At 70.0% G+C, this 26593-nt stretch carries 28 protein-coding genes; 17 read left to right on the top strand and 11 right to left on the bottom strand.

The window, feature by feature from the left end; translation table 11 throughout:
• Positions 1-6 precede the first annotated feature (6 nt).
• Positions 7-951: a 5'-3' exonuclease gene (locus tag FY030_RS07895; RefSeq protein ID WP_158061035.1), complete on the bottom strand. Its 945-nt coding sequence runs from the start codon at positions 949-951 to the stop codon at positions 7-9.
• 37 nt (positions 952-988) lie between these two features.
• Between FY030_RS07895 and FY030_RS07890 the strand changes: the two genes are divergently transcribed.
• Both FY030_RS07890 and FY030_RS07885 read left to right on the top strand, forming a co-directional pair.
• A complete protein-coding gene (locus tag FY030_RS07890) occupies positions 989-1393 on the top strand; it encodes a hypothetical protein (protein WP_158061034.1) in 405 nt (134 codons plus the stop codon).
• Positions 1394-1411: 18 nt separating this feature from the next.
• Entirely contained in the window at positions 1412-1873 is a 462-nt protein-coding gene (locus FY030_RS07885; protein WP_158062709.1) for an Lrp/AsnC family transcriptional regulator, read from the top strand.
• A gap of 25 nt (positions 1874-1898) precedes the next feature.
• Here the strand turns inward: FY030_RS07885 and FY030_RS07880 are convergent, their stop codons facing one another.
• Complete coding sequence (locus tag FY030_RS07880) at positions 1899-2945, bottom strand: S66 family peptidase (protein ID WP_158061033.1); 1047 nt, start codon at positions 2943-2945, stop codon at positions 1899-1901.
• 66 nt (positions 2946-3011) lie between these two features.
• On the opposite strand from FY030_RS07880, the gene ybaK reads away from it, so the two are divergent.
• Entirely contained in the window at positions 3012-3509 is a 498-nt protein-coding gene (gene ybaK / locus FY030_RS07875) for a Cys-tRNA(Pro) deacylase (protein ID WP_158061032.1), read from the top strand.
• Between the two features lie 56 nt (positions 3510-3565).
• Here ybaK and FY030_RS07870 read toward each other — a convergent pair whose 3' ends face one another.
• A complete protein-coding gene (locus tag FY030_RS07870; RefSeq protein ID WP_158061031.1) occupies positions 3566-5038 on the bottom strand; it encodes a KamA family radical SAM protein in 1473 nt (490 codons plus the stop codon).
• Between the two features lie 82 nt (positions 5039-5120).
• Here FY030_RS07870 and kdd point away from each other — a divergent pair, with 82 nt between their 5' ends.
• The 9 genes from kdd (at position 5121) to FY030_RS07825 (ending at position 13390) form a co-directional block, all read left to right on the top strand.
• Positions 5121-6281 carry an L-erythro-3,5-diaminohexanoate dehydrogenase gene (gene kdd / locus FY030_RS07865; protein ID WP_238348614.1) on the top strand — a complete coding sequence of 387 codons (1161 nt, stop codon included), beginning with the start codon at positions 5121-5123 and terminating at the stop codon, positions 6279-6281.
• Between the two features lie 2 nt (positions 6282-6283).
• On the top strand, positions 6284-7936 hold the full coding sequence (kamD, locus tag FY030_RS07860) for a lysine 5,6-aminomutase subunit alpha (protein WP_158061030.1): 1653 nt from the start codon (positions 6284-6286) through the stop codon (positions 7934-7936).
• Positions 7933-8754, top strand: a complete 822-nt coding sequence (gene kamE / locus FY030_RS07855) for a lysine 5,6-aminomutase subunit beta (RefSeq protein WP_158061029.1) — start codon at positions 7933-7935, stop codon at positions 8752-8754. Before kamD ends, kamE begins: the two co-directional genes overlap by 4 nt.
• Complete coding sequence (gene kal / locus FY030_RS07850; protein ID WP_158061028.1) at positions 8751-9167, top strand: 3-aminobutyryl-CoA ammonia lyase; 417 nt, start codon at positions 8751-8753, stop codon at positions 9165-9167. Before kamE ends, kal begins: the two co-directional genes overlap by 4 nt.
• Before the next feature lie 383 nt (positions 9168-9550).
• Positions 9551-11059, top strand: coding sequence for an apolipoprotein N-acyltransferase (lnt, locus tag FY030_RS07845; protein WP_158061027.1), 1509 nt, complete (start codon positions 9551-9553; stop codon positions 11057-11059).
• A 16-nt stretch (positions 11060-11075) separates the two neighbouring features.
• Positions 11076-11903: a polyprenol monophosphomannose synthase gene (locus FY030_RS07840; protein ID WP_238348613.1), complete on the top strand. Its 828-nt coding sequence runs from the start codon at positions 11076-11078 to the stop codon at positions 11901-11903.
• A complete protein-coding gene (locus FY030_RS07835) occupies positions 11900-12451 on the top strand; it encodes an FxsA family protein (protein ID WP_158061026.1) in 552 nt (183 codons plus the stop codon). The genes FY030_RS07840 and FY030_RS07835 overlap by 4 nt, the downstream gene beginning before the upstream one ends.
• A gap of 261 nt (positions 12452-12712) precedes the next feature.
• Positions 12713-13072, top strand: coding sequence for an RNA polymerase-binding protein RbpA (locus FY030_RS07830; RefSeq protein WP_158061025.1), 360 nt, complete (start codon positions 12713-12715; stop codon positions 13070-13072).
• Between the two features lie 135 nt (positions 13073-13207).
• The gene (locus FY030_RS07825; RefSeq protein WP_158061024.1) at positions 13208-13390 is read left to right on the top strand and encodes a CsbD family protein; all 183 of its coding nucleotides are present in this window, start codon (positions 13208-13210) and stop codon (positions 13388-13390) included.
• Positions 13391-13486: 96 nt separating this feature from the next.
• Here FY030_RS07825 and FY030_RS07820 read toward each other — a convergent pair whose 3' ends face one another.
• The 6 genes from FY030_RS07820 to FY030_RS07795 all read right to left on the bottom strand — a co-directional run bounded on the left by FY030_RS07820 (position 13487) and on the right by FY030_RS07795 (position 19600).
• Positions 13487-15157: an AI-2E family transporter gene (locus tag FY030_RS07820; protein WP_158061023.1), complete on the bottom strand. Its 1671-nt coding sequence runs from the start codon at positions 15155-15157 to the stop codon at positions 13487-13489.
• Between the two features lie 16 nt (positions 15158-15173).
• Positions 15174-16025, bottom strand: a complete 852-nt coding sequence (locus FY030_RS07815) for a D-hexose-6-phosphate mutarotase (protein WP_158061022.1) — start codon at positions 16023-16025, stop codon at positions 15174-15176.
• Positions 16026-16034: 9 nt separating this feature from the next.
• Positions 16035-17159 (bottom strand): YihY/virulence factor BrkB family protein, encoded by a 1125-nt coding sequence (locus FY030_RS07810; protein ID WP_238348612.1) that lies wholly within the window; start codon positions 17157-17159, stop codon positions 16035-16037.
• A gap of 104 nt (positions 17160-17263) precedes the next feature.
• Positions 17264-17659, bottom strand: coding sequence for a single-stranded DNA-binding protein (locus FY030_RS07805; protein WP_158061021.1), 396 nt, complete (start codon positions 17657-17659; stop codon positions 17264-17266).
• A 188-nt stretch (positions 17660-17847) separates the two neighbouring features.
• Positions 17848-18672: an aldo/keto reductase gene (locus FY030_RS07800; RefSeq protein ID WP_158061020.1), complete on the bottom strand. Its 825-nt coding sequence runs from the start codon at positions 18670-18672 to the stop codon at positions 17848-17850.
• Positions 18673-18709: 37 nt separating this feature from the next.
• Positions 18710-19600, bottom strand: a complete 891-nt coding sequence (locus FY030_RS07795; RefSeq protein ID WP_158061019.1) for an alpha/beta hydrolase — start codon at positions 19598-19600, stop codon at positions 18710-18712.
• A gap of 130 nt (positions 19601-19730) precedes the next feature.
• Here FY030_RS07795 and FY030_RS07790 point away from each other — a divergent pair, with 130 nt between their 5' ends.
• Positions 19731-20177: an HIT family protein gene (locus tag FY030_RS07790; protein WP_238348611.1), complete on the top strand. Its 447-nt coding sequence runs from the start codon at positions 19731-19733 to the stop codon at positions 20175-20177.
• A gap of 693 nt (positions 20178-20870) precedes the next feature.
• The gene (locus tag FY030_RS07785; RefSeq protein ID WP_158061017.1) at positions 20871-21227 is read left to right on the top strand and encodes a hypothetical protein; all 357 of its coding nucleotides are present in this window, start codon (positions 20871-20873) and stop codon (positions 21225-21227) included.
• 285 nt (positions 21228-21512) lie between these two features.
• Here the strand turns inward: FY030_RS07785 and FY030_RS07780 are convergent, their stop codons facing one another.
• Entirely contained in the window at positions 21513-22862 is a 1350-nt protein-coding gene (locus FY030_RS07780) for an IS110 family RNA-guided transposase (RefSeq protein WP_192498614.1), read from the bottom strand.
• Between the two features lie 311 nt (positions 22863-23173).
• On the opposite strand from FY030_RS07780, the gene FY030_RS16355 reads away from it, so the two are divergent.
• The 3 genes from FY030_RS16355 (at position 23174) to FY030_RS07770 (ending at position 25289) form a co-directional block, all read left to right on the top strand.
• A complete protein-coding gene (locus tag FY030_RS16355; RefSeq protein WP_192498768.1) occupies positions 23174-23326 on the top strand; it encodes a hypothetical protein in 153 nt (50 codons plus the stop codon).
• 13 nt (positions 23327-23339) lie between these two features.
• Positions 23340-24464 carry an alanine dehydrogenase gene (gene ald / locus FY030_RS07775; protein WP_158061016.1) on the top strand — a complete coding sequence of 375 codons (1125 nt, stop codon included), beginning with the start codon at positions 23340-23342 and terminating at the stop codon, positions 24462-24464.
• A 378-nt stretch (positions 24465-24842) separates the two neighbouring features.
• Positions 24843-25289 (top strand): hypothetical protein, encoded by a 447-nt coding sequence (locus FY030_RS07770; protein ID WP_158061015.1) that lies wholly within the window; start codon positions 24843-24845, stop codon positions 25287-25289.
• Between the two features lie 149 nt (positions 25290-25438).
• Here the strand turns inward: FY030_RS07770 and FY030_RS07765 are convergent, their stop codons facing one another.
• A complete protein-coding gene (locus tag FY030_RS07765; protein ID WP_238348610.1) occupies positions 25439-26563 on the bottom strand; it encodes an IS110 family RNA-guided transposase in 1125 nt (374 codons plus the stop codon).
• Positions 26564-26593 lie beyond the last annotated feature (30 nt).

Genomic DNA, 26593 nt, shown 5'->3' with positions numbered 1-26593 from the left:
TCGCCGTCAGGGGCGGATATCGAGCGCGGTGAGCAGGCGGGACACCGGGCTGCCCAGGTCGTAGGACTCGATGAGCCGGTGCAGCGTCTCGGGGTCAGCGACCTTGCGAGGCAGGGTGAGCGGCACGTCGGGCAGCGGCGCGTCCTGCGCCACCAGCACGACTCGTGGCGCCACGTCGAGGTATGCCGTGCCCGCCTCCAGGTTGGCCCGCCGGGCCCCCTTCAGCCGCGGGTCGCCGGAGTCCACCGCGGCGCGCAGCGCGGCCAGGCTGCCGTAGTCGGCGAGCAGCTGGGCGGCGGTCTTCTCCCCGATGCCCTTGACGCCGGGCAGCCCGTCGCTGGTGTCGCCCCGCAGCATGGACATCTCGGCGTACGCCAGCCCGTTCGGGACGCCGTAGCGGGCCTGGAGGTCGACCTCGCGGATGATCTCGGCGTCGCGGACGCCCGTCTTGGCGGTGTAGATCACGCTGACGTCCGCGGCGTCGTCCACGAGCTGGAAAAGGTCCCGGTCGCCGGTCACCACGCCGATCGGCAGCCGCCCGTGGTGCGTCGCGGTGAGGGTGCCGATGACGTCATCGGCCTCATAGCCGGGGGAGCCGAGGACTGGCAGGCCGATCGCCTCCACGGTCTGGCGCAGGATCGGCACCTGCACCTCGAGCTCAGGTGGGGCCTCCTCCTTGTCCTGCGAACCCTGCACCAGCCGGTGGGCCTTGTAGGAAGCAATCGCGTCCACCCGGAACTGCGGCCGCCAGTCGTCGTCCCAGCAGCAGGCCAGGTGGGTGGGGGAGAAGCGGGTGGTGAGCGTGGCGATCATGTCCAGCAGCCCGCGGACCGCGTTGGTGGGCGTGCCGTCTGGCGCGGGGCGCTGGTCCTTGACGCCGAAGAAGGCCCGGAAGTAGAGGCTGGCCGTGTCCAGCAGGAGCAGGCGCGGCGCGGCGGGGGTCTGGCTCATGACGTCCCAGCGTAGTCCCGGGCGTTAACCTGACGGGGTGCCTGCCCTCGTCCGTCGTCTGCCCTGGGTGGCCCTTGCGCTGACCGTCCTCACGGCGACGCTGCTGCTCTTTGGGCCGTTGTGGGACGACCCGCGCGGTGAGAACCCGCTGGAGCGCCCGAGGGGGGTCGCGTGGGAGCAGGTGCTCCAGCTCTCGCTGCCCACGGTCATGGTGGCCGGTGCGCTGCTGGTGGCCCTGGCGCTCCCGCACAGCGTGGCGCTGGCCGGGGCAGGGGTGCTGGTCTTCACAGTGGCACTGGTGGTGGCCCCAGCTCCGCTGCCGGTGTGGTTCCTGCCGGCCCTGGTGGTCACCGCCGCGGCCGTCGCGCTGGCGTTCTGGCAGCAGCGGCAGGAAGCTCCGGCGCCGCGGGAGCCGGGCGTCGTGGCCGGTCGACGCCGCTAGGCTGACCCCATGTCCGTCCTGGAGCCGCTCGACCGTCACATCGTCCAGGTGCTGGCCGAGGAAGGGCGGATCAGCTTCGCCGACCTGGGCCGCCGCGTCGGGCTGTCCACCTCGGCCGTGCACCAGCGGGTCAAGAGGCTGGAGGAGAGGGAGATCATCACCGGCTACCGCGCGGTGGTCGACTACACGAAGGTCGGCCTGCCGCTGACGGCCCTGATGTCGATCACCCCGTTCGACCCGGCGGCTGAGGACGACGTGCCCGAGCGCCTCAACGACATCGAGGAGATCGTCGCCTGCTGGTCGGTCGCGGGGGACGAGAACTACGTCCTGCTCATTCGCGTCGGCCGCCCCCAGGACCTCGAGGAGCTCTTCGCGCGGATCCGCCAGCAGGCTTCCGTGGCCACCAACACGACGATCGTGCTGTCCACCCCCTGGGAGGACCGTCTGGGCCGGCTGCCCACGGAGGACTACGTGATCTAAACGCACCGACCGGCCGGGGGGAGCCTCACGCCAGGGTCTGGGTGATCGTCGACGCCTCGGGGGTATGCCGCACCGTCGCCAGCGCGCCGTTGACCAGCGGCAGGTGCGGGGCGACGTGCCCGCACTCCACGTCGGCGAGGATCGGCACCCCCAGGTCGCCGAGCGCGTCGAGCACGGCTTCGTCCTGGGTCAGCGTCGGGGCATCGGGGGCGGCCGTTCGCCCGACCAGCACGGCGTCAGCGCGGGTGAAGAAGCCCGCGAGACGCATGCCGTGCAGGTGCCGGCAGACGTCGAGCGCTCCCGCACCGGACACCTCGACGTACACGATCAGGCCCTCACCGCGGCCAGCGAGCGGGCTCGTGTCCAGGTAGCGGGTGCCGGCCAGGTGCGCGAGCGTCTCCACGCAGCCTCCGACGAGGCGGCCGGTGACCTCGACCTCCTCGCCGGCGCCGCCGGCCACGTCGTCCCCACCGGTGTCCAGCCGTCGCCAGGACCCCGACCGGCCCAGCTCGTAGGCGTCGACCCCGGGGTGCTCGGCGTAGTCCACGAACCCCTCACGCCACGCACGGGGCGAGGTCTGGGTGAAGGTGGCTCCCGGTGCCAGGGTGACGATGTCGAGCCAGTCCACCAGTCCCTCGGGGGCCCGGTAGGGCGTGTCCATCAGGTTGTTGCCGTGGACGCTTGCCCATCCGGTGAGCAGGGTCAACGGGGTGATGAGCGTGGCGATGTCGGAGAACCCGACCATCCAGGTCGGCTCGGCTTGCGCCAGGCGGTCCCAGTCCAGCAGCCGGATCAGATCGATCGCGGTCTCCCCGCCCCAGGGCGGCACCACGGCCCGCACCCGCGGGTCCAGCAGCATCCGCTCCAGCTCGGCCGCGCGGTCTGCGGCCGGGGCGCTGATGTGCGAAGAGCCGTCCATGCACCGGCCCACCTCGACCTCGAAGCCACGCTGCCGGACGGTGCGCACGGCCACGTCCAGCCGGGGCCGCAGCTCCGTCTGGACACCGCTGGACGGGCTGGTGACCCCGACGAGGTCACCCGGACGCAGGGGAGCGGGGAAGCGCAGTCGCATGCGCCCAGCCTAGGCATCCGCGGCGGCGCGCCGCAGATCCGTCTGCGCACCGCATACCCTGTGGCCGTGGCGAAGAAGAGGCAGGGCGGCGGAGGCACCCCCGCGACAGTGGCCCTGGACCGGGCGGGGATCGCCTACGAGACCCGCCCCTACGAGCACGACCCGGCCGCCCAGTCCTACGGGCTGGAAGCGGCGGAGGCGCTCGGGGTAGAGCCGGCACGGGTGTTCAAGACGCTGCTGGTCGACACCGACCAGGGCCTCGCCGTGGGGATCGTGCCGGTGGACACCACCGTGGACCTCAAGGCGGTTGCGGCTGCCGTGGGTGCCAAGAAGGCGACGATGGCTGATCCCCAGACGGCCGAGCGCACCACCGGCTACGTGGTGGGCGGCATCAGCCCCATCGGGCAGAAGAAGGCACTGCCCACCGTGCTCGACGACTCCGCCTCGACACACCCGACGGTGCTGGTCAGCGGCGGCAAGCGCGGGCTGGATCTGGAGCTGTCTCCGCAGGACCTGCTGACGATCACCCGCGGCCGGACGGCCCCGATCGCCCGCCGCGGCTGAGGCACCCCACCCGGCCACACCCGTGCCGCGTGCTCGCCCGCCAGAGGCAGTGCTGCTCAGGCCAGCTGGTCCACCGAGGCTTGGCGGGAGGCAGCGGCAGCCGCCAGCGCCTTCTCCTCCTGGGCGGCGGCGTCCTGGCCGTGCAGCTCGGCGGCGTGCTGGCGCCACCACTCCTGGCCGCTCGCGGGCAGGGTGTCGATCGGGTCGTAGTAGACGTATTCCGCGGAGGTGACGTCCACGTCCTCGGCCTCGATGGAGGTGCGGTAGTTCTTGCGCCAGTAGGAGATGCCGCGCTCGGTGTCGTAAGTGTCGGCCTGGTGCACCCAACGCTTGCCGACGAACGGCACGTCGCAGACGATCCGCGGGGTGGCGAAGCCGGGCAGGTAGCCCAGGATCGAGTGCTGCAGGTGCTGGGCGTGCGCCAGCGAGACCCGCCAGTGCTCGCTGAACGGGATCATGTCGCACATGTAGAAGTAGTACGGCGTGATCATCGCGTCGTCGGAGAGCGCGAAGCACAGGTCGAGCAGCTGGGTGGAGGTGTCGTTGACCCCCCGCATGAGCACGCCCTGGTTACGGACGTCACGGATGCCCGCGTCGAGCATCGCGCGGCTCGCCTGCGCCACCAGGGGCGTCACCGACTGGGCGGCGTTGACGTGGGTGTGGATTGCCAGGCCGACGCCGCGGGAGCGGGCCTTGGCCGCGACCCGGGCCACGCCCTCCACGGTGTCCGGGGCCAACCAGTGCTGGGGCATCCCCATCAGCGCCTTGGTAGCCAGCCGGATGTCCCGGATGGTGTCGATGTCCAGCAGCTTGTCCAGCCAGCCCTCAAGGTTCTTCCACGGCATGTTGGCCACGTCGCCGCCCGAGACGACGACGTCGCGCACGCCCTTGTTCTCCTGCAGGTAGTTGAGGATGGCGGTATGCCGGTCGACCGGCTTGCCGGCCAGCTTGAGCTTGGTGAACTGGGGCGTGGAGTTGCCGACCAGGTCCATCCGGGTGCAGTGGCCGCAGTACTGCGGGCAGGTCGGCAGCATCTCGGCGAGCACCTTGGTGGGGTAGCGGTGCGTCAGGCCCTCGGCGACCCACATGTCGTGCTCGTGCAGTGAGTCACGGGTGGAGTAGGGGTGGGACGCCCACTCGGTGAACCGGTCGGAGAAGACCGGCAGCATGTACCGGCGCACCGGGTCGGCGTAGAACGCGGCGGTGAACTCCGCACCGGCACGCGGCATCCGCCCGTCGGCCCAGGTGATCTCCGAGACCATGGTGTTCATCATCTGCGGGGGCACCAGCATCGACATGGTGGCCCGCAGCTGCTGGTCCTTCTCGAGGTCGGCGTAGAACTCCTCGCTGAGCAGGTCACCCATGAGGGCGCGCAGCTGCTTGAGGTTCTTGACGCAGTTGACCCGCTGCCACTGCACGTCGGCCCACTGCTCGGCGGTGACGTCGGCCCAGCCGGGGAGCCGGGTCCAGTCCGGCTCGACGAGCTCACGGCGCGCGTACAGGTAAGGCTGCTCGGTAGTCTGAGACATACGTGGCATGCTACGGACATCTTGCGGAGAAAGTGAACATCTGCAGGAAGATGTCTTGCCAAACATCCGATCAGGAGGATAGATGACGGCCGTGCCCGGCCACTCGCCCTTCGGGCTCCACCGCGTGCTAGAGCCCTCCGGGCCTGACGTCACGCTGCCCCAGGCGGCCCGGAGGCTGGACGCCTCGCCGGCGCTGGCCTGCGACGAGGTGCGCATCGACGTTGAGGTGCTCAACCTCGACGCCGCCTCTTACCGCCAGCTGCGGGAGAAGCACACCGACGCCGACGGCACCGTGCACGGCGCGGCGATCCGCGAGGAGGTGCTCTCGATCGTGGCGGTGCGGGGCAAGATGCAGAACCCGGTGACCGGCTCCGGCGGCATGCTCATCGGCACCGTGGCGGAGGTGGGGCCGCAGAGCACCCTGGGCCTGCAGGTGGGTGACCATGTGGCCACGCTCGTCTCACTCTCCCTGACCCCGCTCGTGATCTCCGATCGGCTGGAGCGCTGGGACGGGCTCTCCGAGCGCGTCCCCGCCGCCGGCCACGCGATCCTGTTCGGCCGCTCCATCGCCGCCGTGCTGCCCAACGATCTCGACGACGAGCTGGCGCTGATGGTGATGGACGTCTGCGGCGCCCCGGCGCTCACCCGCACCGTGGTGCAGGGGTATGTGGCCCGCGGCCACGCCCCCTCGGTGGCCGTGCTGGGGGCGGCCGGCAAGTCCGGCGCCCTGTCCCTGGCCGCCGCCCGCGACTCCGGAGCCTCCTGCACGGTCGGGGTCGTGCCGGTCGAGAGCGAAGCGCACCTGCTGCGTGCCTCGGCCCTGGCCGACGAGGTGGTCATCGCCGACGCACGCTCGCCCCTGGGGCTGGAGGGCGCAGTGCGCCAGGCCGGTGGTCCGGTGGACGTCACGGTCGTCTGCGTGGACGTCCCGGGCTGCGAGCAGCCAGCCCTGCTGGCCACCGCCCAGGGCGGCACGGTCATCTACTTCTCCATGGCCACCAACTTCGCTGCGGCTGCACTCGGTGCCGAGGGGCTCGCGTCCGACGTGACCATGCTCATCGGCAACGGCTACACACCGGGCCACGCCGACTACGCACTGGGGCTGATGCGGGCCGATCCGCGGGTCCGTGCGCTGTTCAAGACCCGGGTCGCCCAGCACGGGGCCCTCGTCCAGGACGGCGGGGCGGTCAGCGGCCGCTCCGAGGCCCCCTCCCGCACCGACGACCTACCCGTGGAGGCCTGAGCATGGCTGCGCGTAAGAACTCCGAGCTGGACACCAGCGCCACCACCGCCACCCTCCGTCCATCGCCGCCACCGCGGCTGGAGCTGGATGCGGCGACGGTCCGCAAGGCCCGCCGGTTATCGGCCAAACTCGGCCGGCCCGTCGTGGACCTGGCCGGTAGCCACACCACCGTCTCGGTCGAGCGGGCCACCCTACGGCTGGCCGGGCTGGCGGGCGCCGACCACGAGCGGGTCCCCTGGGTCAACCACCTCGTCGACGCCGTCCGGGACCAGGTCGGCCTCGAGCACGGCGTCAGCACCCCGGTATGGGACGCCCTGCGCCGCGACGAGGCGCCCGACCTGCTCACCCTGGCACAGAAGGCGTCGGCAGGGTCGGTGCGCTTCCGCATACCGGAGAAGAAGGGTGAGCGGACACCTGCCCGCCGCGCAGCCACCGCGGCCGTCCGGCCCGGACTGGCCAAGATCGACCGCCAGCGGGCCGCCCGCGACCGGCTCATCGCCCGGCTCGGCGATCCGGACCACCGACCGTGGATCTACCTCATCGTGGCCACCGGCGACATCTACGAGGACATGCCGCAGGCGCAGGCGGCGGCGCGGGCCGGGGCCGACGTCATCGCCGTCATCCGCTCCACCGGCCAGTCGCTGCTGGACTACGTGCCCGAGGGCGCGACCCGAGAAGGATTCGCTGGCACCTACGCCACCCAGGAGAACTTCCGCCTCATGCGCGGCGCCCTGGATGAGGTGAGCAAGGAGCTGGGCCGCTACGTGCGGCTGACCAACTACGCCTCCGGGTTGTGCATGCCGGAGATCGCCGCGCTGGCCGGCCTGGAGCGGCTGGACATGATGCTCAACGACTCGATGTACGGCATCCTCTTCCGCGACATCAACCCCATCCGCACCTTCGTCGACCAGCGCTTCTCCCGCCAGGTGCACGCCCGCGCCGGGATCATCATCAACACCGGCGAGGACAACTACCTCACCACTGCGGACGCGGTTGAAGCGGCGCACACGGTGACGGTGAGCCAGCTGATGAACGAGTACTTCGCCAGGGAGGCCGGCCTGCCCGATGAGCTCATGGGCCTGGGCCACGCCTTCGAGATCAACCCCGAGGTGCCCGAGAGCTTCCGGATGGAGCTGGCGCACGCGCTGCTGGCCCGTCAGCTCTTCCCGGACGCTCCGCTGAAGTGGATGCCGCCGACCAAGCACATGACCGGCGACATCTTCATGGGCTACCTGCTCGACGGCTTCTTCAACCTGGTGGGCGCGATGACCGGCCAGTCGATCCTGCTGGTTGGGATGATGACCGAGGCGGTCGTCACCCCCTGGCTGTCCGACCGGGACCTGGCTTTGCAGAATGTCCGCTACGTGCAACGCGCGGCCGGGGGCCTGACCGAGGACTTCCGCCCGCCGCCGGACGGGTTCATCCAGACCCGTGCGCGTCAGGTGCTCGGCGAGGCGGTCGACCTGCTGGAGAAGATCCTCGACGACCCCGCCGGGGACGCCGCCCGGGGGGTGCCGCTGCTGCAGGCCATCGCCGATGGGACCTTTGGGCACATGAAGCGCCCCGCCGACCGGGGCAAGGGCCTGGACGGGGTCGCCGCCCACGCCGAGGGCTACCACAACCCCGTGATCGAGCTGCTGGAGGAGGACCGATGAGCCAGGGTAGGCAGCCCGGCACGACCGCGGTGGACGGCAGCACGCCCGGGCCGGCCCCCACCCCGTCGGTGGTCCGCCCCTACGGCGACATGACCGGTGACGGGATGGTCCAGATGTCTTTCACCCTGCCCGTCCCGCACGACAAGCGGGCTGAGGGCGCCGCCCTGCAGCTGGCCGGCAAGATGGGCCTGGCGCCGGCGCTGCTGGTGCACGCCAAGGCGATCGGGACGGCGCACACCTTCTTCGTCGTCTACGGCTCGGTCACCCACCTGGTGGAGCTGGACAAGGTGCAGGTGGTGGAGCGCGACTTCCCGCTGCTGGCCGCCAAGGACGTCAACTCGGCGATCAAGCGGACGCTGCGCCGCCCGCTGGTGGTCGTGGGGGCCTGCATCGGCACCGACGCCCACACGGTGGGCATCGACGCGATCCTCAACATCAAGGGTTTCGCGGGGGAGAAGGGGCTGGAGTACTACTCCGAGATCCGCGTGGTGAACCTCGGTGCCCAGGTGCTGGTGCCCGAGCTGGTCGAGCGGACGATCGCCGAGCAGGCCGACGCGGTTCTCATCTCCCAGGTCGTGACCCAGCGCGACGCCCACATTCACAACACCACCCAGATGTCGGCGGCCTTCCGGGAGGCCTACCCGGCCGGCCGGGTGCCGCTGCTGATCGCGGGTGGGCCCCGCTTCGAGGAGGGCTCGGCGGGCGCTCTGGGCGTGGACCGGATCTTCGGCAAGGGCACCACCCCAGTGGAGGTCGCCTCATACCTCGTCCACGCCCTCTGCCGACCCGAGTCCCCGAGCGTCAAGGAGAAGTCATGACCGACCGGCCAACCCCCGCCTCCCACCCGGCCCAGGTGGGCATGGGCGTCACCCACGCCCGATACGTGCCCTACGCGCACGCCCACTACGCCGGCAACCTGGTGGATGGCGCCTACGGCCTGGGCCTGTTCGGCGACGTGGCCACCGAGCTGTGCATCCGCACCGACGGCGACGAGGGGCTCTTCGCCTCCTACTCCGACGTGCAGTTCCTGGCGCCGGTGCGGGCCGGGGACTGCCTGGAGGTCACCGCCACCCTGGTCCGGGTCGGCAGCCGGTCCCGGGAGATGGACTTCCAGGTGCGGGTCATGGCCCGGGGCAACCCGGAGCGCGGCGCCTCGGCGGCGGACGTCCTGGACCCGCCGGTCGTGGCGACCACGGCCCGTGGCACGGTCGTGGTGCCGCCGTCGGCCTGAGGGCGGCGTGTCTGCGACGACACGCCGAGGACCTGCCTGTGGGCATGGTCACCTTCGCCGGCGACACCGCGCCTTGACCTGCGCCGACGCGCATCTGCGCAGGTCAGAGGGCTGTTGACACCTGAGGGTCGCCCGGCCTAAGTTCGACGGGTCCCCGAAGGACGCCTCGGCGTGACCGAGGAGCCAGGGCCCCGCGCACCGAGTAGACAACGGGTCCGTGACGGCCACCAGTCGTCCCGGACCCGGCCCCAAAGGTGCCGGGGCCCGGCCATATCCGGGCCTGCGGGCGGGCCCTCGTCGGCATCCCCACCCGAGCACGTCGGCATCCTCCCCGGAACGGCCCGTGCCAGTCCGCATCCAGGACCACGACGTACCCTGGACGGGTGCTCCTGCCGCTCCGCCTCCTTCTCGCCGCACTGGGCGGCGTGGCGCTGCTGCTGGCCTTCCCGGGCTACGACATCTGGCCGCTGGCGATCGTCGGCTGCCTGTGCCTGGCGCTGGCCACCGCAGGGGCCAAGCTCTGGCAGGGTCTGCTGGCCGGTTTCGTGCTGGGGCTGACCTGGTACACCGCCATGTTCACCTGGGCCGGCACCTACGCGGGTCCGGCGCCGTGGCTGGCGATGAGCGTGGCCTCGGCCCTCTACCCGGCGGCCCTGGGCGGGCTGCTGGCTCTGCTGCAGCGCCGGGGGGCGGTGCGTCCCGTCGTCGGGGCCGCGGCCTGGGTGCTGATGGAGTATGCGCGCTCGGCCACCCCCTTCGGCGGCTTCCCCTGGGGGCGGCTCGCCTTCAGCCAGGGAGACTCCCCGCTGCTGGGTGCGGTCAGCTGGGTCTCCGTCCTGGGGTTGGGCTTCCTCGTGGCCCTTGTCGGTGGCCTGCTCGCCCTGAGCGTGCAGCGGCTCGTGCGCGGACGGGCTCTCAGCTCCCTGGGGTTCGCCGCGCTGGCGACGGCGCTGACCTTCGCACCCCTACTGCTCCCACGGCCCACCGACGGCCCGACCGTGCGGATCGCCGCCGTCCAGGGCGATCTGCCCACGGACTACACCCGCACGCTGAGCGCGGAGCGTGGGGCGATGCTGCAGCGCTACCTCGACCAGACGCAGGCCCTGGCCGGCGCGGTGGCCGACGGCGAGACTGCATACCCCGACCTGGTCCTCTGGCCCGAGGGCGCCAGCGACCTCGACCCCGTCTCCACCCGCAGCGGCCAGGAGGCGGTCGGGGCGATCCAGGAGGTCGTCGACACGGTCCAGGCCCCGCTGTTGTTCGGGGCGACCTCGCGCACGGCGGACGATGCGCCCCGCAATATGGTCTACCAGGTGGGCCCGGGGGAGGGGCTCGTCGCCGAGTACCAAAAGGTCTACCTGGCGCCGTTCGGCGAGTTCATGCCGCTGCGGCCGGTGATGCGCCACCTCTCGCCGTGGGTGGACCGGATCCCCGACTGGGACGCCGGGGCCGAGCCGGGGCTGCTGCCGGTGACCCTGCGCGACGGTCGCGAGATCGTCGTGGGGCTGGCCATCTGCTTCGAGAACGTCATGGACCAGGCCACCCGCGACCTTGCGCTCGGCGGGGCGGAGATCGTCGTCGTGCCGACCAGCAACGCGTGGTTCGGCGAGGGCCACCAGTCGGTGGAGCACCTCGGCATCTCCCGGGTCCGGGCCGTGGAGCTCGGCAGGTCGGTGGTGCACATCAGCAATGTGGGCGTTTCAGCGCTGATCACCCCGGACGGGCAGGTGCACGGGCAGACCGAGCTGTTCACCACCGACCTGGTCCAGGGCGATGTCCCGTTACGCACCGAGACCACGGCAGCGGTGCACATCGGCCCGTGGGTGCCCGTGGCAGCGGGGCTCGTCGTCCTGCTCGGGCTGCTCACCGTTCGCCGGGGGACCCGCCGGTGACGACTAGGCTGCCCAGGTGAGCTCCTCGGACCCCGCGCGTGCCTCCCTGGACGGCGTCTGCATCTGCGTGCCGACCTACAACGAGCGGACCACGCTACCCAAGATCGTGGCGCGGATCCGCAGCGCCGTCCCCGAGGCGGACGTCCTGGTCCTGGACGACAACAGCCCGGACGGCACCGGCGAGATCGCGGACCGGCTCGCGGGGCAGGACCCCCAGGTGCACGTCCTGCACCGGTCCGGCAAGCAGGGGCTGGGCCCGGCCTACCTGGCCGGCTTCGCGTGGGCGCAGGAGCGCGGGTATGACGTGGTCGTGCAGATCGACGCGGACGGGTCACACCAGCCGGAGCAGCTGCCGGACCTGCTGCACACCGCCGAGGTCACCGGGGCCGACCTGGTGATCGGCTCGCGCTGGGTCCCCGGCGGCTCCGTGCACAACTGGCCAGCCCACCGCCGGCTGCTCTCGGTTGGTGCCAACACCTACGCCCGCCTGGTGCTGGGCATCGCGGTGCGGGACTCGACCGCCGGGTTCCGGGTCTACCGGTTGGCCGCCCTGCGGCGGATGAACACCAGCGCTGTCGCCTCCCAGGGCTACTGCTTCCAGGTCGACCTCACCGTGCGGGCCCTCGAGGAAGGGCTGCACGTGGTGGAGGTGCCCATCGCGTTCGTCGAGCGTGAGGAGGGCACGTCGAAGATGAGCGATGCGATCGTGCGCGAGGCGATGGTGCGCGTCGGGGTATGGGGTGCCCGACGGCGAGCCGGCCAGGTGCGCAGGCTGGTCGGGGAACAGCGGGCCGCCTGGGACCGTTCCCGCTGGCAGACCCTACGAGGAGACGAGCACACATGAGCACCCCCGGACCGACGCCGCGCCGCCGCGGCGGCCTGCTGCGCTGGCTGCTGCTCGCGCTGGTGATCCTGCCCTTCGCCGAGGTCGCTGCGCTGGTCCTGGTCGGACGGACGATCGGCTTCTGGTGGACGTTGGGTGCGCTGGTCGCGGTGGCCGTGGTGGGCGTGCTCCTGGTCAGGCACGAGACGTCACGCACCTACAAGGCGCTGCAGGAGACGCTGAACTCGGGCAAGATGCCCGCCGACGAGGTGACCGACGCCATCCTGGTGATGATCGGTGGCTTCCTGCTCATCCTGCCGGGTTTCGTCAGCGACGCGGCGGGGCTGCTGCTGGTCCTGCCCTTCACCCGCCCCGTCGCGAGGCGGATGCTGCAGGCCTTCGTCGCCAGCCGGGCCGTCGCAGTCGTCGGTCCGGGCGCTCCGCCGCCGGCAGGCGGGGGAGCCCGCCGCAGCTCCGGCAGGGGCCAGGTGATCGAGGGAGAGGTCGTGGCCGAGCAGCAGGCACCCGGCACGCCCGAGGCCGGAGGGCCCCGCCAGCTCGACCGCTGACAGCCGACTCTTCACCCCGTCTGCCCGGCTCGGTTGGACCAGTTGACGCCTGCCCCGCTAGCATGGCATGTCAACCTCGCGTCGCCCCCCGGTGCAGTTCCCTGCCGCCGGTGCGCGCTACGCCGGGGAACATCAACACCTTCGCCGACGTTCACTACATGGGAACGCCTGCGGCACGGGCGCGGGTCCCGAACGTCGACATGACCGTCGACATGACCACGAGAACACCCGTGTCCTAGACACGAATGGGAGTGCACACACATGGCAGAGAGGTCCCTGCGCGGCACCAACCTGAGCTGGCTGTCCTTCGAGAGCGACGAGGGCGTCACCTTTAGCGAGCGGGCGATCAGCCGCTACGTCTGCCCCGACGGGCACGTCAGCGAGTTGCCGTTCTCCGTGGAGGCAGACATCCCGCCGCTATGGGAGTGCCGCTGTGGGCTTGACGCCAAGCTCGAGGACGGCCCCGAGCCCGAGGTGAAGGCCGGCAAGCCCCAGCGCACCCATTGGGACATGCTGCTGGAGCGCCGCTCCATCCCTGAGCTGGAGGAGCTGCTCGAGGAGCGGCTGGGCCTGCTGCGCGAGATGCGCGGCGAGAAGCCCTCGCGCCGGCGCAGCGCCTGATCCGACGCGCCTGCACGGGGCGTCGTCTGGCGCGTCCGGATGCCCGGCGACTCCCTCCGGCTCACTTCGAGTTGCGAGGTGCCACGGCTCGGGGGAGTGTTAAAACAGTTCATCCATCTACCGAAGGAGCACGACATGGGACTCGGTGACAAGATCTCCAACGCCGCACAGGATGCCAAGGGCAAGGCCAAGGAGGGCACCGGCAAGACCATCGACAACGAGCAGATGGAAGCCGAGGGCAAGACGGACCAGGTCTCCTCCAGCGCCAAGCAGGTCGGCGAGAACGTGAAGGATGGCTTCAAGGACGCCTCCCGCTGATCCTTCCTCTGGTCACCGGCCGAGGGCGGACGGCGACTGGAGCGCAGTAACGGGCACCCACCATCAGGTGGGTGCCCGTTACTGTGTCCGCCACACCTACCGTGGAGTCTCGGCGTCGTCCCCCGGGTGGTCGGACGGGGCCTTAGAGTTCGGCGGCTTGGCGGCCCGGGTCGCGCCGGGTTCCTTCTGAGGCTGGCCCTCGACCTGTTCGCGGTGATGGCGCACCTCGTTCTTCTGCCGCTCCAGGACGTCTGAGGGCGGGGCCAAGTGGGCCCCACCGTCGGCACCAGCGACCCGAGTCTGCTCGGCCACCTCTCCCGCTGAGACCTTGCCCTCTGAGACCTCGTCGTCGGAGTCTCCGCGACGCCGGATGGGGGCCAGCAACTTGTCGCGCAAGGAGGTCGCGAGCGCTGCGCCGGGCTGTGCGAACACGCGGGCGGCGCCGCGCTCGCCCTCGGCCTGCTCGAAGGCCTGCTGGGCCCGCAGCTGGAAGACGGGGGCGGTGCGTTCGGCCATCACCGCGGCGGCGCGGCCCTCGGAGGTGAGGATTTTGAGCTCTTCGGCCCGCACGGTGCCGGTGCGCAGGTCGAGGTGCTCGCTGCCGTAGCGGATGACGCTGACGAAGGCGGCCGTCACTGGCACCGCCAGGAACGCGCCGACGATCCCGAACCGGGTGGCCCCCGCTGCCACCACGAGCAGGATCAGGGCCGGGTGCAGGTCCATCGCCTTGCTCTGCAGCACGGGCTGCAACACATTGCCCTCGATCTGCTGCACCGCCAGCACGATGACGAGGACCCAGATCGCGGTCGTAAAGCCCTCGGAGACCAGAGCCACCAGGACCGCGAGAGACCCAGCGGTGAAGGCGCCGACGATCGGGATGAAGCCGGCGAAGAAGGTGATGATCGCCAGCACGAAGGCCATCGGCACCCCGAGAAGCAGTAGTCCCAGGCCGATGAAGATGGCATCGACCGCCGAGACGGCGGCCTGCGCCTTGAAGAAGCCGCCGACGGTCTTCCAGATGCGGGCGAATCCCTCGGTCAGGTGCATGCCCGCCGTGGGGCCGGCGACGCGGCGCACCCAGGGCCCGAACCGCTGACCGTCTTTGAGGATGAAGAAGGTGAAGACCAGGGTCATGACGATCGTCACCAGGATCGACCCGACCGTCATCGCTCCGCTGATCACGCCGCCGGCGATCTGGTTGGACTGCTCCTGCAGCCAGGTGGAGGCCTGGTCGACATAGTCGGTGACCTGCTCGTTCTGCAGGTTCAGCGGCGGTCCGGACAGCCACTCCAGCATCACCTGCAGCCCCTCGCCAGCCTGCTGGATGATGATCTGTCCCTGCTCGATGACCGTGGGGGCGATAGCCACGAAGACGCCGACGACCGCGGCCAAGGAGCCGATCAGCACGGTGAGGGCCGCCAGTGCGGATGGCCAGCCGTGGGCCTTGAGCCAGGTGGAGACCGGCCACAGGATGGTGGAGATGAGGATGGCCATGAGCACCGGCAGGACCCCGACCCACAGCTGCCCGACCAGCCACAGGAGGACCGCCAGCGCGGCGAGGACCAGCAGCAGGCGCCACGACCAGTTCGCGGCGCCCTTGAGACCGGCCAGGAGCAATGACCCACGGTCCACGCCGCTGCCGTCGTAGGTGGGGTGCGGTCCGGGTCCTTCGACCTCTACCGGGGACGGCACGACCTCGCGGCCGCCGATCTCCTCCTCGTCGATGCGTCGGCGTTCCTGCTCGCCCGTGCTGGTCTTCTCGCTCATCAGGTCCTCGGGTCTTTCATCGTCCGACAGGGTGGGTGCTCAAGGAGCACCCCAGGGTGCGGGTCTGGCCAGGCGTCACGGTCAGCGCCTGCTCTTTGGTCGCGGCGGTCTCCACGCAGACGAACCGGCGCCAGGACTCATCGGTGAGGTCGGAGGTGGTCGCGGCCTGCTCCGCCCATGGGTTCCACACCACCGTCTGAGCCGCGCCCCGCGGGCTCAGCTCCACCGCGCGGCCCCCGGCGTGGTCCTGGACCCTGACCGGTCCGCTGCGCTCGTAGACCCGGTCAGTCTCGCCCGTCAGCCGCACGGGCCCCTCCTGGCGTCGCCGTGACCCGGTCACCTTGTCCAGGTAGTCAGCGGTGTCGAGCCCCTCGATCTGCACCTGCTCGACGTCGCCGACCGCGACGTAGGTGTGCAGCGCCACCTCGACCTCGTAGGTCGATGGCCCCGGGTTGTGCGCCTGCAGCTCCAGGTGAAGCACGGGGCGCCCGGCACCAGAGGGGGAGAGGCGCACGGCATACCGCAGGTGGAAGGGGCCAGGGATCTGGTCGGCGCCTGGAGCGCTGACAACGTCGGTGTGCGACAGCTCCCAGGCCCAGATCTCCTCGCCCTGCGCGGTCGCCGGCCGCCACACCGCCGTGCGCACGACACCATGGCTGGGGGAGTGCTCCCCGTCCGGGCCGTCAGCGAACCACGGGAAGCAGATCGGCACCCCACCCCGGATGGCGTGGCTCCCGTCCAGCACCGCAGCCTCACTCAGCCAGAGCACCGGCTCCCCGTCGAGCTCCCAGGTGGCCAGGTGGGCCCCATGGTCATAGGCCATCAGCCGGGAACGACCATCGTCGTGCACGCGCGGTGTCAGGCTCATCGCACCACCTTATTGCCCCGAGGACCGGTCGGTGCGCTGCTCGCGCGCGAACCGCGGGTTGTGTGCGGGGATGAGCGAGCCGGTGACCTGGTGGTGGGGCCAGTCCAGGGTATGCGGCGCGCTCATCGTCACGTAGTTTGGCACCTCTTTGGCGTGCACGGTGTCGGGATGGACCGGGACGTGCGCCGCCGGTGGGTTGGCCGCCCAGGCCGCCACGAAGAGCAGCCACCGCAGCGCCAGGTTGAGCGTGAGCAGCAGGGTGGCCGCCGCGGCGAAGGTGGAGAACAGCGGACCGGCCGAGATGGCGCCGACCAGCGACGTGCCGCCGAGGCGCAGCAGGCCGAAACCGACGGCCCCGAGCACCATGCCTTGGCGCATGTCCGGCCACGGCACCCGGACCTTGCTGGTGACCCGGATGATGAGCCAGACCAGCAGGGCGTCCAGCACCGCGACCAGCAGCAGCGCGCCTACCGCCAGCAGCCAGCCGGTGACTGCGCTGCGCAGCCCCAACCAGGTCATGACGTTCTCCCCGAGCAGCGTCATCGCCGAGACGACCGCCGAGGAGCACAGGAAGGTGAGCGCGAGCAGGAAGAAGCCCCACAGGTCGATGACCTTGCCGCGCACGAACCGGATCGGGGCCCCGCCCAGGCCGAACATCTGCCGCACGGTGCGCCGCAGACCCGTCATCATCGCCAGTGCCGTCCAGACGATGACCACCGATGAGACCAACGTCGTCCATCCCCAGGTCCCGTCGCGAATGAGATGCTCGGCGGGGATCAGGCCTTCGTTGCGGCCGTTGTCGATGATGCCCGGGATGACCGAGTTGACCACGGCGATCACCTCGCCGACCAGCTCGGGTCGGTCCCCGAGGAAAGCCCGGGAGGTGTTGACCACGATCGTCAGCGCCGCGGTGAGCGAGAGCAAAGCGGTGAAGGTCACGCCGCCGGAGCCGAGGTTGCCCCAGGCCACGACGTAGCGCAGCACGGAGCGCACCAACCGGGGCTGGCGGCCGACGTCGAGCAGGTCGTACCACCGTTCTTGCACCCATCCCACGCGGCGGTCTTCCCGCATCCGGTCCCGAGCCTGGGCCGCACGCTGGCGGTTGCCGCGCGGGGGCTGCTCGGGGGTAGACATGGACCCATCCTGGGGCACCGGAGCCGGGAGCGTGACGGCAGGCCCGGGTCCGTCCGTCACGCCCGGTCGGCGTCACCCCAGGTCGACATCACGCCAGGTCGACATCACACCAGGTCGACGCGCCGGATCACGCTGGCCTCGACCTCGTAGCGCGAGACTCGGCCCGACCCGGTGCGGAAGAAGCGACGCCGCAGCGCCCCCGCGACCTGCACCCCGGCACCGTCCGGCAGGCGCAGGGCAGCGGCCCTGGCCCGGCCCGTCCAGCAGGCCACGTCGATGGTGTCGACCTGGGCGCGGGGCCGGTCGCCGGCCATCGGCTTCTTCGCGACCGTCTCCTTCCCGGTCCCGGCGTAGGCCCGGCCCCGGCGGGTCGGCCGGGGGACCACGACCCGCAGCTGCACCACCCGGTCACCGCTCGGCAGCTCACGCTCCGTGGGGTCCCCGCTGACCCTGCCGACCAGTTGCACCGCGTTGGCCGGTGCCACCTGCTCACGTCCCATCTTCCGACCTTGGACTCGCCGGGTGGGCCCGGGGAATGGCCGGCGCCAATCTGTGGACAACCCGGTAGTGCGCTAACCCGTGTGGACAGCCGGTTCCCGTAGCGGGTCGCGAGGTTGAGCTCACGCCCGCGACGCGCCCGCCGGCTCGATGTCCGGGCATCTGGTGCGCGCCCTGAGACGGCTACGGCTCACATCTCCTCGTGGGTGTCCGGGTCGCCACCCCACAGCCGCCCGTCGGGGCGGGCCAGGGCGCTGATCGCGGCGATCTCCTCGCCGGTCAGGCTGAACCCGTCCAGGTCCAGGTTGGTCCGCTGACGTTCCGGGGCGGCCGACTTCGGCAGCGGCATCACACCGCGCTCCAGGTGCCATCGCAGGATCACCTGGGCGGGCGTGACACCGTGCCGTGAGGCCGCTTGGGCAACGGGGGGAGCGTCATACTGAGCCTGCCCCTTGCCCAGGGGACTCCACGCCTGGGTGAGGACGCCGAGCTCCTGGTGCACCTGGACCAGGTGCTCCTGCGGGAAGAGCGGGTGGCACTCGATCTGATTGAGCACGGGCGCCTCTCCGGTCGCGGCCCTCACCTCACGCAGATGACCCTCGGTGTAGTTGCTGGTGCCCACGTGCCGCACCAGGCCGCGCTCGCGGCATTCGAGCAGGGCTTCCACCGCCTCGACGTAGCGAAGCCGGCGCGGGTTGGGCCAGTGCACAAGGATGACGTCGAGTTGCTCCACGCCGAGCGACTCCAGCGACTGCTCGACGCACGCGATCGCCTTGTCCCGTTCGTGCGCGCGGCCGGGAATTTTGCTGGCGAGCAGCACCTCAGAGCGGTCCAGGCCGCTGCGGCGCAGCGCCTCGCCGACCTCGTGCTCGTTCTCGTAGTTGGTGGCCGTGTCCAGGTAGCGGTAGCCCAGGTGCAGGGCCGACACGATCGCCTCGATGCCTTCCTCACCACGCAGGGGATAGGTGCCGAAGCCGACCTGGGGGAGCGGGGTGCCGTCGCGGAGGGTGTGCATGCTCCCGACGATATGTCCCGGGCCCGACGGCGTCAGGTCAAAGCAGGTGCCCGGCCAGGAAGTCCACCGCGCGGTCCAGGTGCGGTTGGATCGGGGTGCCGAGGAAGCAGTGGTCGGCGCCCGGCGTGATCTCCATGGTGCTGTCCACGCCGGCGTCGCGCAGCGCCGCGTGCAGCCTCCGGCTATGTTCGGCGTCGACGATGCCGTCGCGGTCGCCGTGCATGAGCAGGACCGGGGGTATGCCGTCGTGCACATGCTCGATCGGCGCCATCGCGCGCACCATGGCCGGGTTGTCGCCGAACGGGGCCGGCCCGAAGTCATGGTCTCCGACCAGGGCCTCCAGGCTCTCGGCACCGTAGAAGAGCACGACGGCTTGGCTGTCGACCCGACCGTCGGCGACCCCGACCGAGCCGAGCAGCCGGGGGTCGGCCTCGCCGCGGCTGCCGAGGAAGGCGACCATCGAGGCCAAGTGGGCACCGGCGGACTCACCCCACAGGCCGATCCGGTCGGGGTCGAGGCCCAGGTCATCGGCGAAGTGGCGCAGGTAGCGCACGGCGGCGACGCAGTCGTGCACGCAGGCGGGGAAGGGCGCCTCACCGAGCAGCCGGTAGTCGACGGTGGCCACAGCCATGCCGGCAGCCACGACGGTGTCGAAGACGACCTGCTGACCCCACTGCAGCGGCACCTGCCGGCGGTCGCCCTCCATCCAGCCACCGCCGTGGATCCACACCACCACGGGCACCGGGGCCTCGGCCCCTTCGGGGATGTGCAGGTCCAGCACAAGAGGACGGAAGCCACGCACCACGCCGTAGGTCAGGCCGGACAGCGACATCGCGCCGCGCACCCGGGCGCGGGTGATGGGCGGCAGGTAGGCCGCCGGGGGAAACGGTCCGTCCTTGACGGGAGGGGTCAGGTCGCGCAGGTCCACTGGCCCAGGCTTGCACAAGGTGAAGCGGTTCGCTGGGCTGCCCGGGCCGGGCGCCCACTACCCGTCCGGGCGCCCTGCACCCGGGTGGTGCGCCAGGGCCACGGTGGCCACCCGGCCTAGCATGGCCGGTGTGAACGATCAGGTGGTCTCGGCGGACGGCTGCGTCTTCTGCAGGATCGTCGCTGGGACGGTGGCGTGCGCGAAGGTGGCCGAGGACGACGCCACGTTCGCGTTCATGGACGTTGACCCCGGCTCGGACGGGCACCTGCTGGTGGTCCCGAAGCGGCACGTCGCCGACCTTTTTGAGATTTCCGCCGACGACCTCACGGCCACCACGCTGACTGCCCAGCGGATCGCCAAGGCCTTGGTCTCCGAGCTCGGTGCCGAGGGCATCAACCTGTTCCACTGCAGCGGTGAAGCCGCCTGGCAGACGGTCTTTCACTTCCACCTGCACGTGATCCCGCGCTATCGAGACCGGAGCAGGGACCGGCTCGAACTGCTCTTCGAGCCGGGCCGGCCGGCCGACACCGAGGCCATCGCGCGTCACGCGGACACGGTCGCTGCGGCGTTGTCGTAGCTGACCGGCAGCTGCTGTATGGGAGTTCTCAGCCCGGTGCTCTGCGCCCGGTGCTCTGCGCCAAGCATGGCGCCCCGACCTCCGCGGTCAGCGAACGCCGATAAGCGACATTATGTCAAGTGCCCACTGGTATTCGATCTGGTCGCCATGCCTGGCCGTGAGACACCCTCCCCCCGACCGGGGCCCCCACCCGTGCCTGCGCGAGGTTCGTGACAGACCGGATCCGCCGATGAGCGGTCGTTGGGCTTCGGTCCCTTCCGAACGGCCAAGCACGCCGATTGGGTGTCCGGGCTCTCACGGGGGCAGGGGTGGTCGGGGTCGTGCGTAAGATTGGACGGTGAGCCCAGTGCGCAAATTCTTAGGGTTGACTAGTCCGGAATTGCTAAGCGGTTTCCGCGAGAATCAGAGGGCCGGATCCATGCCCGTATGCAAGCGATGCGGAGCCCTCGTGGCCTATGAGTCGCAAGTACTCCACACCTCGTGGCATGAATTCGAAGGTCCCGTTGAGGGGACGAACGGGCGCTGAGCTCGCAGCGAATGGGCGCGAAAGGTGGCAGCGCCGTTGGCAAGTGCCCTGTCATGCTGCCAGGGCAGCGTGTTTCATGTGCTTACGCCTGGGCCAAGTCTCGTTTGGCATCGTGCACCGGATAGGGCTCCTGTACGCTGTGGGAAGCAGACCAGAGGGAGTCATCGGTGCAGAACTGGAGCACGTGGGCCCTCCTGATCATGCTGATCCTCCTCTCTTTGGGAGGTCTGCTCGTCCATACTTACGCCAGCCGGGGAACGGCGCACCAGGCGTATGGCGGTACCTCGGCCGTACGCCGTCGTTCCGTCTCGGACGATGAGGTTATGAAGGTCAACCGCGACATCCGGCGCAGAGCGAACCTGACTATCACGCCTGCGCTCCTGGGCGTACTGCTGCTGTGCTGGTTCATAGCCCCAGGAGTCGCCGTGCCCCTGTGGGCGAAAGCGATCGCAGTTCTGCTGCTCTTCGCTGCTTGCATCCCCCTGATGCGGAAGGAGGACATCATCAAGTCGCTGGGACGGTAATCTGCGAACTGGTGGCCGCCACCGCCTGGGCACGCTCGGCTACACCGTCCTGACATCAGCGTGAGGCGTTCTACGTCAAGTGGGTCCGGGTGCCGTTGGCCCATCGTCGTCCCTGCATAGCGGTAATGGAGCTTGTGGCTCGACAGCGTGTGATCGGGTTCGGTGACGACGGGCCGGGGCGGCCCTTGATGACAGACGAGATACCGGTGAGGGTTCTCAATGCCGCGGAAGGCTCGCCCCGGCCCTGCTGGTGACGCGCGAACGCCTCGCTCGACGTGTTGGGGGTCAGGCCGCCACGAGCGGCCCCTGGGTCTTGGTGGTGCCGGCGGCCAGGGCGGGGTCCCAGGCCTGGCGGTGGACGACGACGGCGTGCAGCTGGCGCAGGATCGCCGCGGCGATGATGGTCTGCGCCTGCGTCGCCTTCAGCTTGTTCGTCTCCCGGGTGGTCAGGTGCCGGTACCGGGCGGCGTAGACCTTGTTCGTCTGCAGGCACCCCCACACCGCCCGCCACGCCGCGGTCCGCAGGCCAGGTCGTCCGGCGCCGGTCAGCCTCGCCTTGCCGGTGAACGTCCCCGACATCCGCTCCCGCGGGGCCAGGCCGGCGTGCTTGACCACGGCCCGGGCGGAGGTGAACCTGGACAGGTCCCCGGTCTCGGCCAGGATCGCCGCGGCGCCGACCGCGGACAGGCCGGGGATGGTGGTGACCAGGCCGGTCAGGTCTAGCTGGTCCAGGACGGTGACCATGCGAATCTCCACGTCGACCTGCTGGGCCCGGGCCGTGTCCCAGTCACTCAGCACCCACTCCGCGCGTTCCAGCGCCCCGGCCCGGTGGTCCAGGACACCGGCACGGTCGGCCAGGGCGGCGTACACCTTCCGCACGATCCGCAGGCACGGGCGCACCTTCCCACGACGAACCATCTCGGTCCGGACAAGACGCTCGAACCGGGCCGCGCCCAGGCGACGGGTCCGGTCCAGGTCGCCGCCGTCGCGGCGCAGGATGACGGTCAGTGCGGCGACCCAGGTGGTGGACTTGAACGGTTGCGCGGCCGCGGTCAGGACCGCGGGCCAGACGCACTCGAGCAGGTCACGCAGCTGCTGCACGCACGCGACGTGCTCCTCGAGCAGCTGGGCGCGGCGGGTGCCCAGGTGACGCAACCGGCCCCAGGTCTCATCGACCGGCTCGGGAAGGTAGCAGCGCAGCTGTCCGACCAGCCGGGCGATCAGGACGGCGTCCTTGTCGTCGGTCTTGTCGAACGTCAGATCCTCAGACTTGCGCGCCCACGAAGAGATCGTCGGCTGCACGCACACAAAGCCCATGCCCCGGTCGGTGGCGAGCTGGCCCAGGATCCGCCACCGGTGCCCGGTCGGCTCGCACGACACAGTCACCCCACTGAAGCCGCGCCGGGCAGCGTGGCCGGCGGCCCAGTCCAACGCCGCCCCCAGGTCCCAGGCCTTGCACCGAAAGGTGCGCCGGGCCAGGACCCGGGAGTCGTGGTCGCACACCACAACCATCTGCTTGCGCTCGGCCAGGTCGATGCCAACGATTGCATTGCTTACCGGGACCGCTGCACGCAGCCGGGCCAGCCGGGCGTTCCTGTTCCGGTCACCACGCGAGACACCACTACGGTTAGACATTGGGACGTCCTCCTGAAGGCGATGGGATACCAAGCCCGACAAGCGCATCAGGAGGACGTTCCTCACGTCCAGACCCCAGCGCTACAACGCCTTCCTATGCCGCGTCCGGGGAGGGTGGGCGTGGTGCTCGTGGCGGTTCCTCCGGTTCCGGGAGCCAGTCCCTGTGGGTCCTTCGGAGGTCTTCCTACTCCCGATGCGCCGTAGCAGTCACGGACGACTCTGAGGCAGTCGAACACGCGCGTTTCGGTACTGTCGATGCATGTCCGACTCCTCCTCGGTGCGCCCGAACGAGATTCGGGCAGCTCTCGTTCATGAGCGCCGAAGACCTGAGCACACTGCTGGTGCTCTCGCCGCCGCTCGTCGCCAGCCAGGCCGTCATCGAAGACCTCCTGAACCGCGTCGACGCGGTCATCAACGACGTCAACAACTACCTGACAGCCCCCACCCTCCTCCTGCAGACGTAGAAAGGCGAAAGCCGTGATTGTCGGTGTCCCCAAAGAGGTCAAGAACCACGAGTACCGGGTTGCCATCACACCCATCGGGGTGCACGAGCTCATCGAACGCGGGCACCAGGTCGTCATCGAGGAGGGCGCCGGAACGGGCTCCGAGATTACCGATCAGGAGTACGTGGGCGCTGGTGCCAGGATCGTGGGCACCGCGGAGGACGCCTGGGGCACTGACGGCGGCGTCGACCTCGTGCTCAAGGTCAAGGAACCCGTCGCGGAGGAGTACCCGCGGATGCGGGAGGGGCTCACCCTCTTCACGTACCTACACCTCGCCGCGGACAAGCCGCTGACTGAGGAGCTCCTGCGGCGTAAGGTCACGGCCATCGCCTACGAGACGGTGCAACTGCCTTCGGGCGGACTGCCGCTGCTCTACCCCATGTCGGAAGTCGCAGGCTGCTTGGCGCCCCAGGTCGGCGCCCACGCCCTGATGAAGGCCAACGGCGGTCGCGGGGTCCTGCTCGGCGGCGTGGGCGGCGTCGCCAATGCCAAGGTCGTCATCATTGGTGCCGGCGTATCCGGGCAGAATGCCGCCAACATCGCACTGGGCATGGGCGCCGAGGTAACGCTGCTGGACACCGACCTCGACAAGCTCCGCATGTCGTTCTGGCGCTACAACAACCGCGTCCAGGGTCTGGCCTCGTCGAAGCTTGCCATCGAGCAGCAGGTGATGCAGGCAGACATGGTCATCGGCGCCGTGCTCATCCCCGGCGCTGCCGCCCCGAAGCTGGTCAGCAACGACCTCGTGTCGCGGATGAAGCCGCGCTCGGTGCTCGTGGACATCGCCATCGATCAGGGTGGCTGCTTCGCGGGCTCGCGGGCCACGACCCACGCCGACCCCACCTACGAGGTCCACGATTCAGTCTTTTACTGCGTTGCCAACATGCCGGGCGCGGTGCCCAACACCTCCACCTACGCGCTCACGAACGCGACACTGCCATACACGGCGGCGCTGGCTGACAAGGGTTGGAAGCTGGCCATGAGTGCCGATGCCAGCCTGGCTAAGGGGCTCAACACCCATGCCGGCCAGTTGACCATCAGACCCGTCGGCGAGGCCCTGAACATCGAGTCCGTCGCGTTGGACGCAGCCCTTGCCTGACCGTCGCAATGCGAGGGCTTCCGAGCGTTGGCAAACGTGGAATGTCAGCCCAGATAGCTGCGTCACCGGCCGACATTGGGGCGGTTGCCCGACCGCCTTCGCAGCAACCTTGCCTCGGATGGCGATGCCGAGACGTAGTCCGCACCGAACACATCGCCGATCGTTACCCGTTCGTTTGCCTCGCCCTCCGGAGCAGAACTACCCGTGTCACCGCAACGTCCGGAACTGCCGCGCAGCGCGCGGGCAATACTCGTCGGGTACCGGTGGGTGCTTGAGTTGCGCTTGTCGCTGGGTCTGTCAGGGTTGATGAAGGACGGAAAGAGTTTTCGGGCCTGGAACGAGGAGTGAATTGCAGCGATGCCGCTGACGTCCCACCGCATGACCACCGCGATGACAGCCCTGGCCTTGGTGCTGGCAGGATGCACGGGGCAAGAGACGGCCGGCAACGGCGACACTGAAACGCCTGGCACGGTCGTCGCTCCGACGGTCGATGGGGCTCCAGACCCTCAGGACCCCGATGGCAACTACATCCGCCAGGAGTTACGGGAGGACCCCGAACAACTCATGGAACTGGACGGACAGATGCGAGAGCAGTTCCCGGCCTTCCAGGGACAGGACGACAACATCGGCCCGATGTTTTTGGGCATGCAGTTATGCACAGGCCTGGACGCGGACGACAGGAGCGACCGGGAGGCACAGACCCGGTACGAGGAGTATCTGGAGGAGTTCTCACACGAGGACTTCGACCACGTCGAGACTGGACAGAACTGGGTCGACTTCAGCATCGAGCAGATCTGCCCACACCTGGAGCCGACCACCAGCTGAACAGATCAGTACAGCCAACGACAGGTCCTGAGCCGGGGCAGTAAGCCCTTTGCGGGTGTCCGCCCTGACGAGACCACACGCCGGTGCTTACGCGGGTCGATGCGGCTGGTCGCCGTCCGTTGAGCATCCGCATCTGGCACCCCTCTGTGTCAACAGGCCGCTGGGAGGGTGGTCGTAGGCTTACTCATGGCGGGTCCGGGAAGTGGCTTGTCCGAAGAGCCGGTAGCGGGTTGTGAGCCGGTCGCGCTGGAGTCAGAGTCGTCACCCAGGTGCCCTCCCGGGCCCGTCGTCGCGTGTCCGGCGAGGTCGTCCAGGAGTGCCTTGTACACCAGGTCGGACAGTCTTCGTTTGAGGCAGCGCATCGCTTCCATCGAGGTCTTCCCGGCGGCCTTCTTCCGGTCGTAGTAGGCGCGTCCCTCGGTGGCGTTGCGCAGCTGGACGACGGCCATGATGTGCAGGACCCGGTTGATCTGCCGGTTGCCCTTGCGGGAGAGGCGGTGGCGGGTGTGGTCCCCGGAGGAGGCATCGATCGGGGCGCTGCCGTTCCAGGACGCGAAGTGGTTGCGGTCGGGGAACCGGGTGACGTCGGCAACCTCGGCGAGCAGCCGAGCGGCGCCGGAGGGGCCGATGCCGTGCCGATCGAGCAGACCGGTGCCTGTCGCTTTGACCAGCGCCTTCAGCTCCTTGTCCGCGGCCTTGCTGCGGGCATAGATCGTGGCCAGGTCGGCCGCAAGCTCGGCGGCGTGGGCCTTACGCACCTTGCCCGCAGCCGTGGCCGGGCGGACCTTGCGCAGCAGCTCCTTGGCCTGGGCCGCGGACAGGGATCGCTTGGCCCCGCCAGGGATGAGCTCGAGCAGGAGTTTGTGCAGCTGGGAGACCTTGCGGGTGTGTTCGCGGCCCAGCGAGGCACGCCGGTCCACGCACATCCGCAGCAGCTCCAGCTGCTCATCGTCGACGACCGGGCGCAGCCCGGACATGCGGACCCCGACCAGGGCGATGGAGTGCGCGTCGGTGGCGTCGGTCTTGCGACCCTGCCCGGTGGTAAAGACCCGCACCCGGGCCGACATCTTCGCCGGCACGTCGACCACGTCCTCACCGTCAGCGACGAGCCGGTCGGCGACGTGCTTGCCGATACCCGCGCAGCCTTCGACCGCCCACTGCCGCTGCGGCCACGCCCGGGCGTACGCCAGCAGCCGGGCGTATCCGTCAGTGTCGGTGCTGAACCGACCCCCGCCGACGACCGACTCATCGCCGGTCATCACCTCGATCGTCACGCTGCGTTTGTGCGGGTCATCCCGATCACG

It is taken from the genome of Ornithinimicrobium pratense, from assembly GCF_008843165.1.
In the GTDB taxonomy this organism is placed as follows: Bacteria; Actinomycetota; Actinomycetes; order Actinomycetales; family Dermatophilaceae; genus Ornithinicoccus; species Ornithinicoccus pratensis.
The sequence above is the reverse complement of the archived record's forward strand: the minus strand, read 5'-3'. Positions and strand labels throughout refer to the sequence as shown.

What these genes read in the sequence shown, in the direction of transcription:
- FY030_RS07895 (WP_158061035.1), bottom strand. Translation starts at nt 951, where the DNA reads ATGAGCCAGACCCCCGCCGCGCCGCGCCTGCTCCTGCTGGACACGGCC.
- FY030_RS07880 (WP_158061033.1), bottom strand. Translation starts at nt 2,945, where the DNA reads ATGCGACTGCGCTTCCCCGCTCCCCTGCGTCCGGGTGACCTCGTCGGG.
- FY030_RS07870 (WP_158061031.1), bottom strand. Translation starts at nt 5,038, where the DNA reads ATGTCTCAGACTACCGAGCAGCCTTACCTGTACGCGCGCCGTGAGCTC.
- kdd (WP_238348614.1), top strand. Translation starts at nt 5,121, where the DNA reads ATGACGGCCGTGCCCGGCCACTCGCCCTTCGGGCTCCACCGCGTGCTA.
- kamD (WP_158061030.1), top strand. Translation starts at nt 6,284, where the DNA reads ATGGCTGCGCGTAAGAACTCCGAGCTGGACACCAGCGCCACCACCGCC.
- kamE (WP_158061029.1), top strand. Translation starts at nt 7,933, where the DNA reads ATGAGCCAGGGTAGGCAGCCCGGCACGACCGCGGTGGACGGCAGCACG.
- kal (WP_158061028.1), top strand. Translation starts at nt 8,751, where the DNA reads ATGACCGACCGGCCAACCCCCGCCTCCCACCCGGCCCAGGTGGGCATG.
- FY030_RS07835 (WP_158061026.1), top strand. Translation starts at nt 11,900, where the DNA reads ATGAGCACCCCCGGACCGACGCCGCGCCGCCGCGGCGGCCTGCTGCGC.
- FY030_RS07830 (WP_158061025.1), top strand. Translation starts at nt 12,713, where the DNA reads ATGGCAGAGAGGTCCCTGCGCGGCACCAACCTGAGCTGGCTGTCCTTC.
- FY030_RS07825 (WP_158061024.1), top strand. Translation starts at nt 13,208, where the DNA reads ATGGGACTCGGTGACAAGATCTCCAACGCCGCACAGGATGCCAAGGGC.
- FY030_RS07820 (WP_158061023.1), bottom strand. Translation starts at nt 15,157, where the DNA reads ATGAGCGAGAAGACCAGCACGGGCGAGCAGGAACGCCGACGCATCGAC.
- FY030_RS07815 (WP_158061022.1), bottom strand. Translation starts at nt 16,025, where the DNA reads ATGAGCCTGACACCGCGCGTGCACGACGATGGTCGTTCCCGGCTGATG.
- FY030_RS07810 (WP_238348612.1), bottom strand. Translation starts at nt 17,159, where the DNA reads ATGTCTACCCCCGAGCAGCCCCCGCGCGGCAACCGCCAGCGTGCGGCC.
- FY030_RS07805 (WP_158061021.1), bottom strand. Translation starts at nt 17,659, where the DNA reads ATGGGACGTGAGCAGGTGGCACCGGCCAACGCGGTGCAACTGGTCGGC.
- FY030_RS07800 (WP_158061020.1), bottom strand. Translation starts at nt 18,672, where the DNA reads ATGCACACCCTCCGCGACGGCACCCCGCTCCCCCAGGTCGGCTTCGGC.
- FY030_RS07780 (WP_192498614.1), bottom strand. Translation starts at nt 22,862, where the DNA reads ATGTCTAACCGTAGTGGTGTCTCGCGTGGTGACCGGAACAGGAACGCC.
- FY030_RS16355 (WP_192498768.1), top strand. Translation starts at nt 23,174, where the DNA reads ATGAGCGCCGAAGACCTGAGCACACTGCTGGTGCTCTCGCCGCCGCTC.
- FY030_RS07770 (WP_158061015.1), top strand. Translation starts at nt 24,843, where the DNA reads ATGACCACCGCGATGACAGCCCTGGCCTTGGTGCTGGCAGGATGCACG.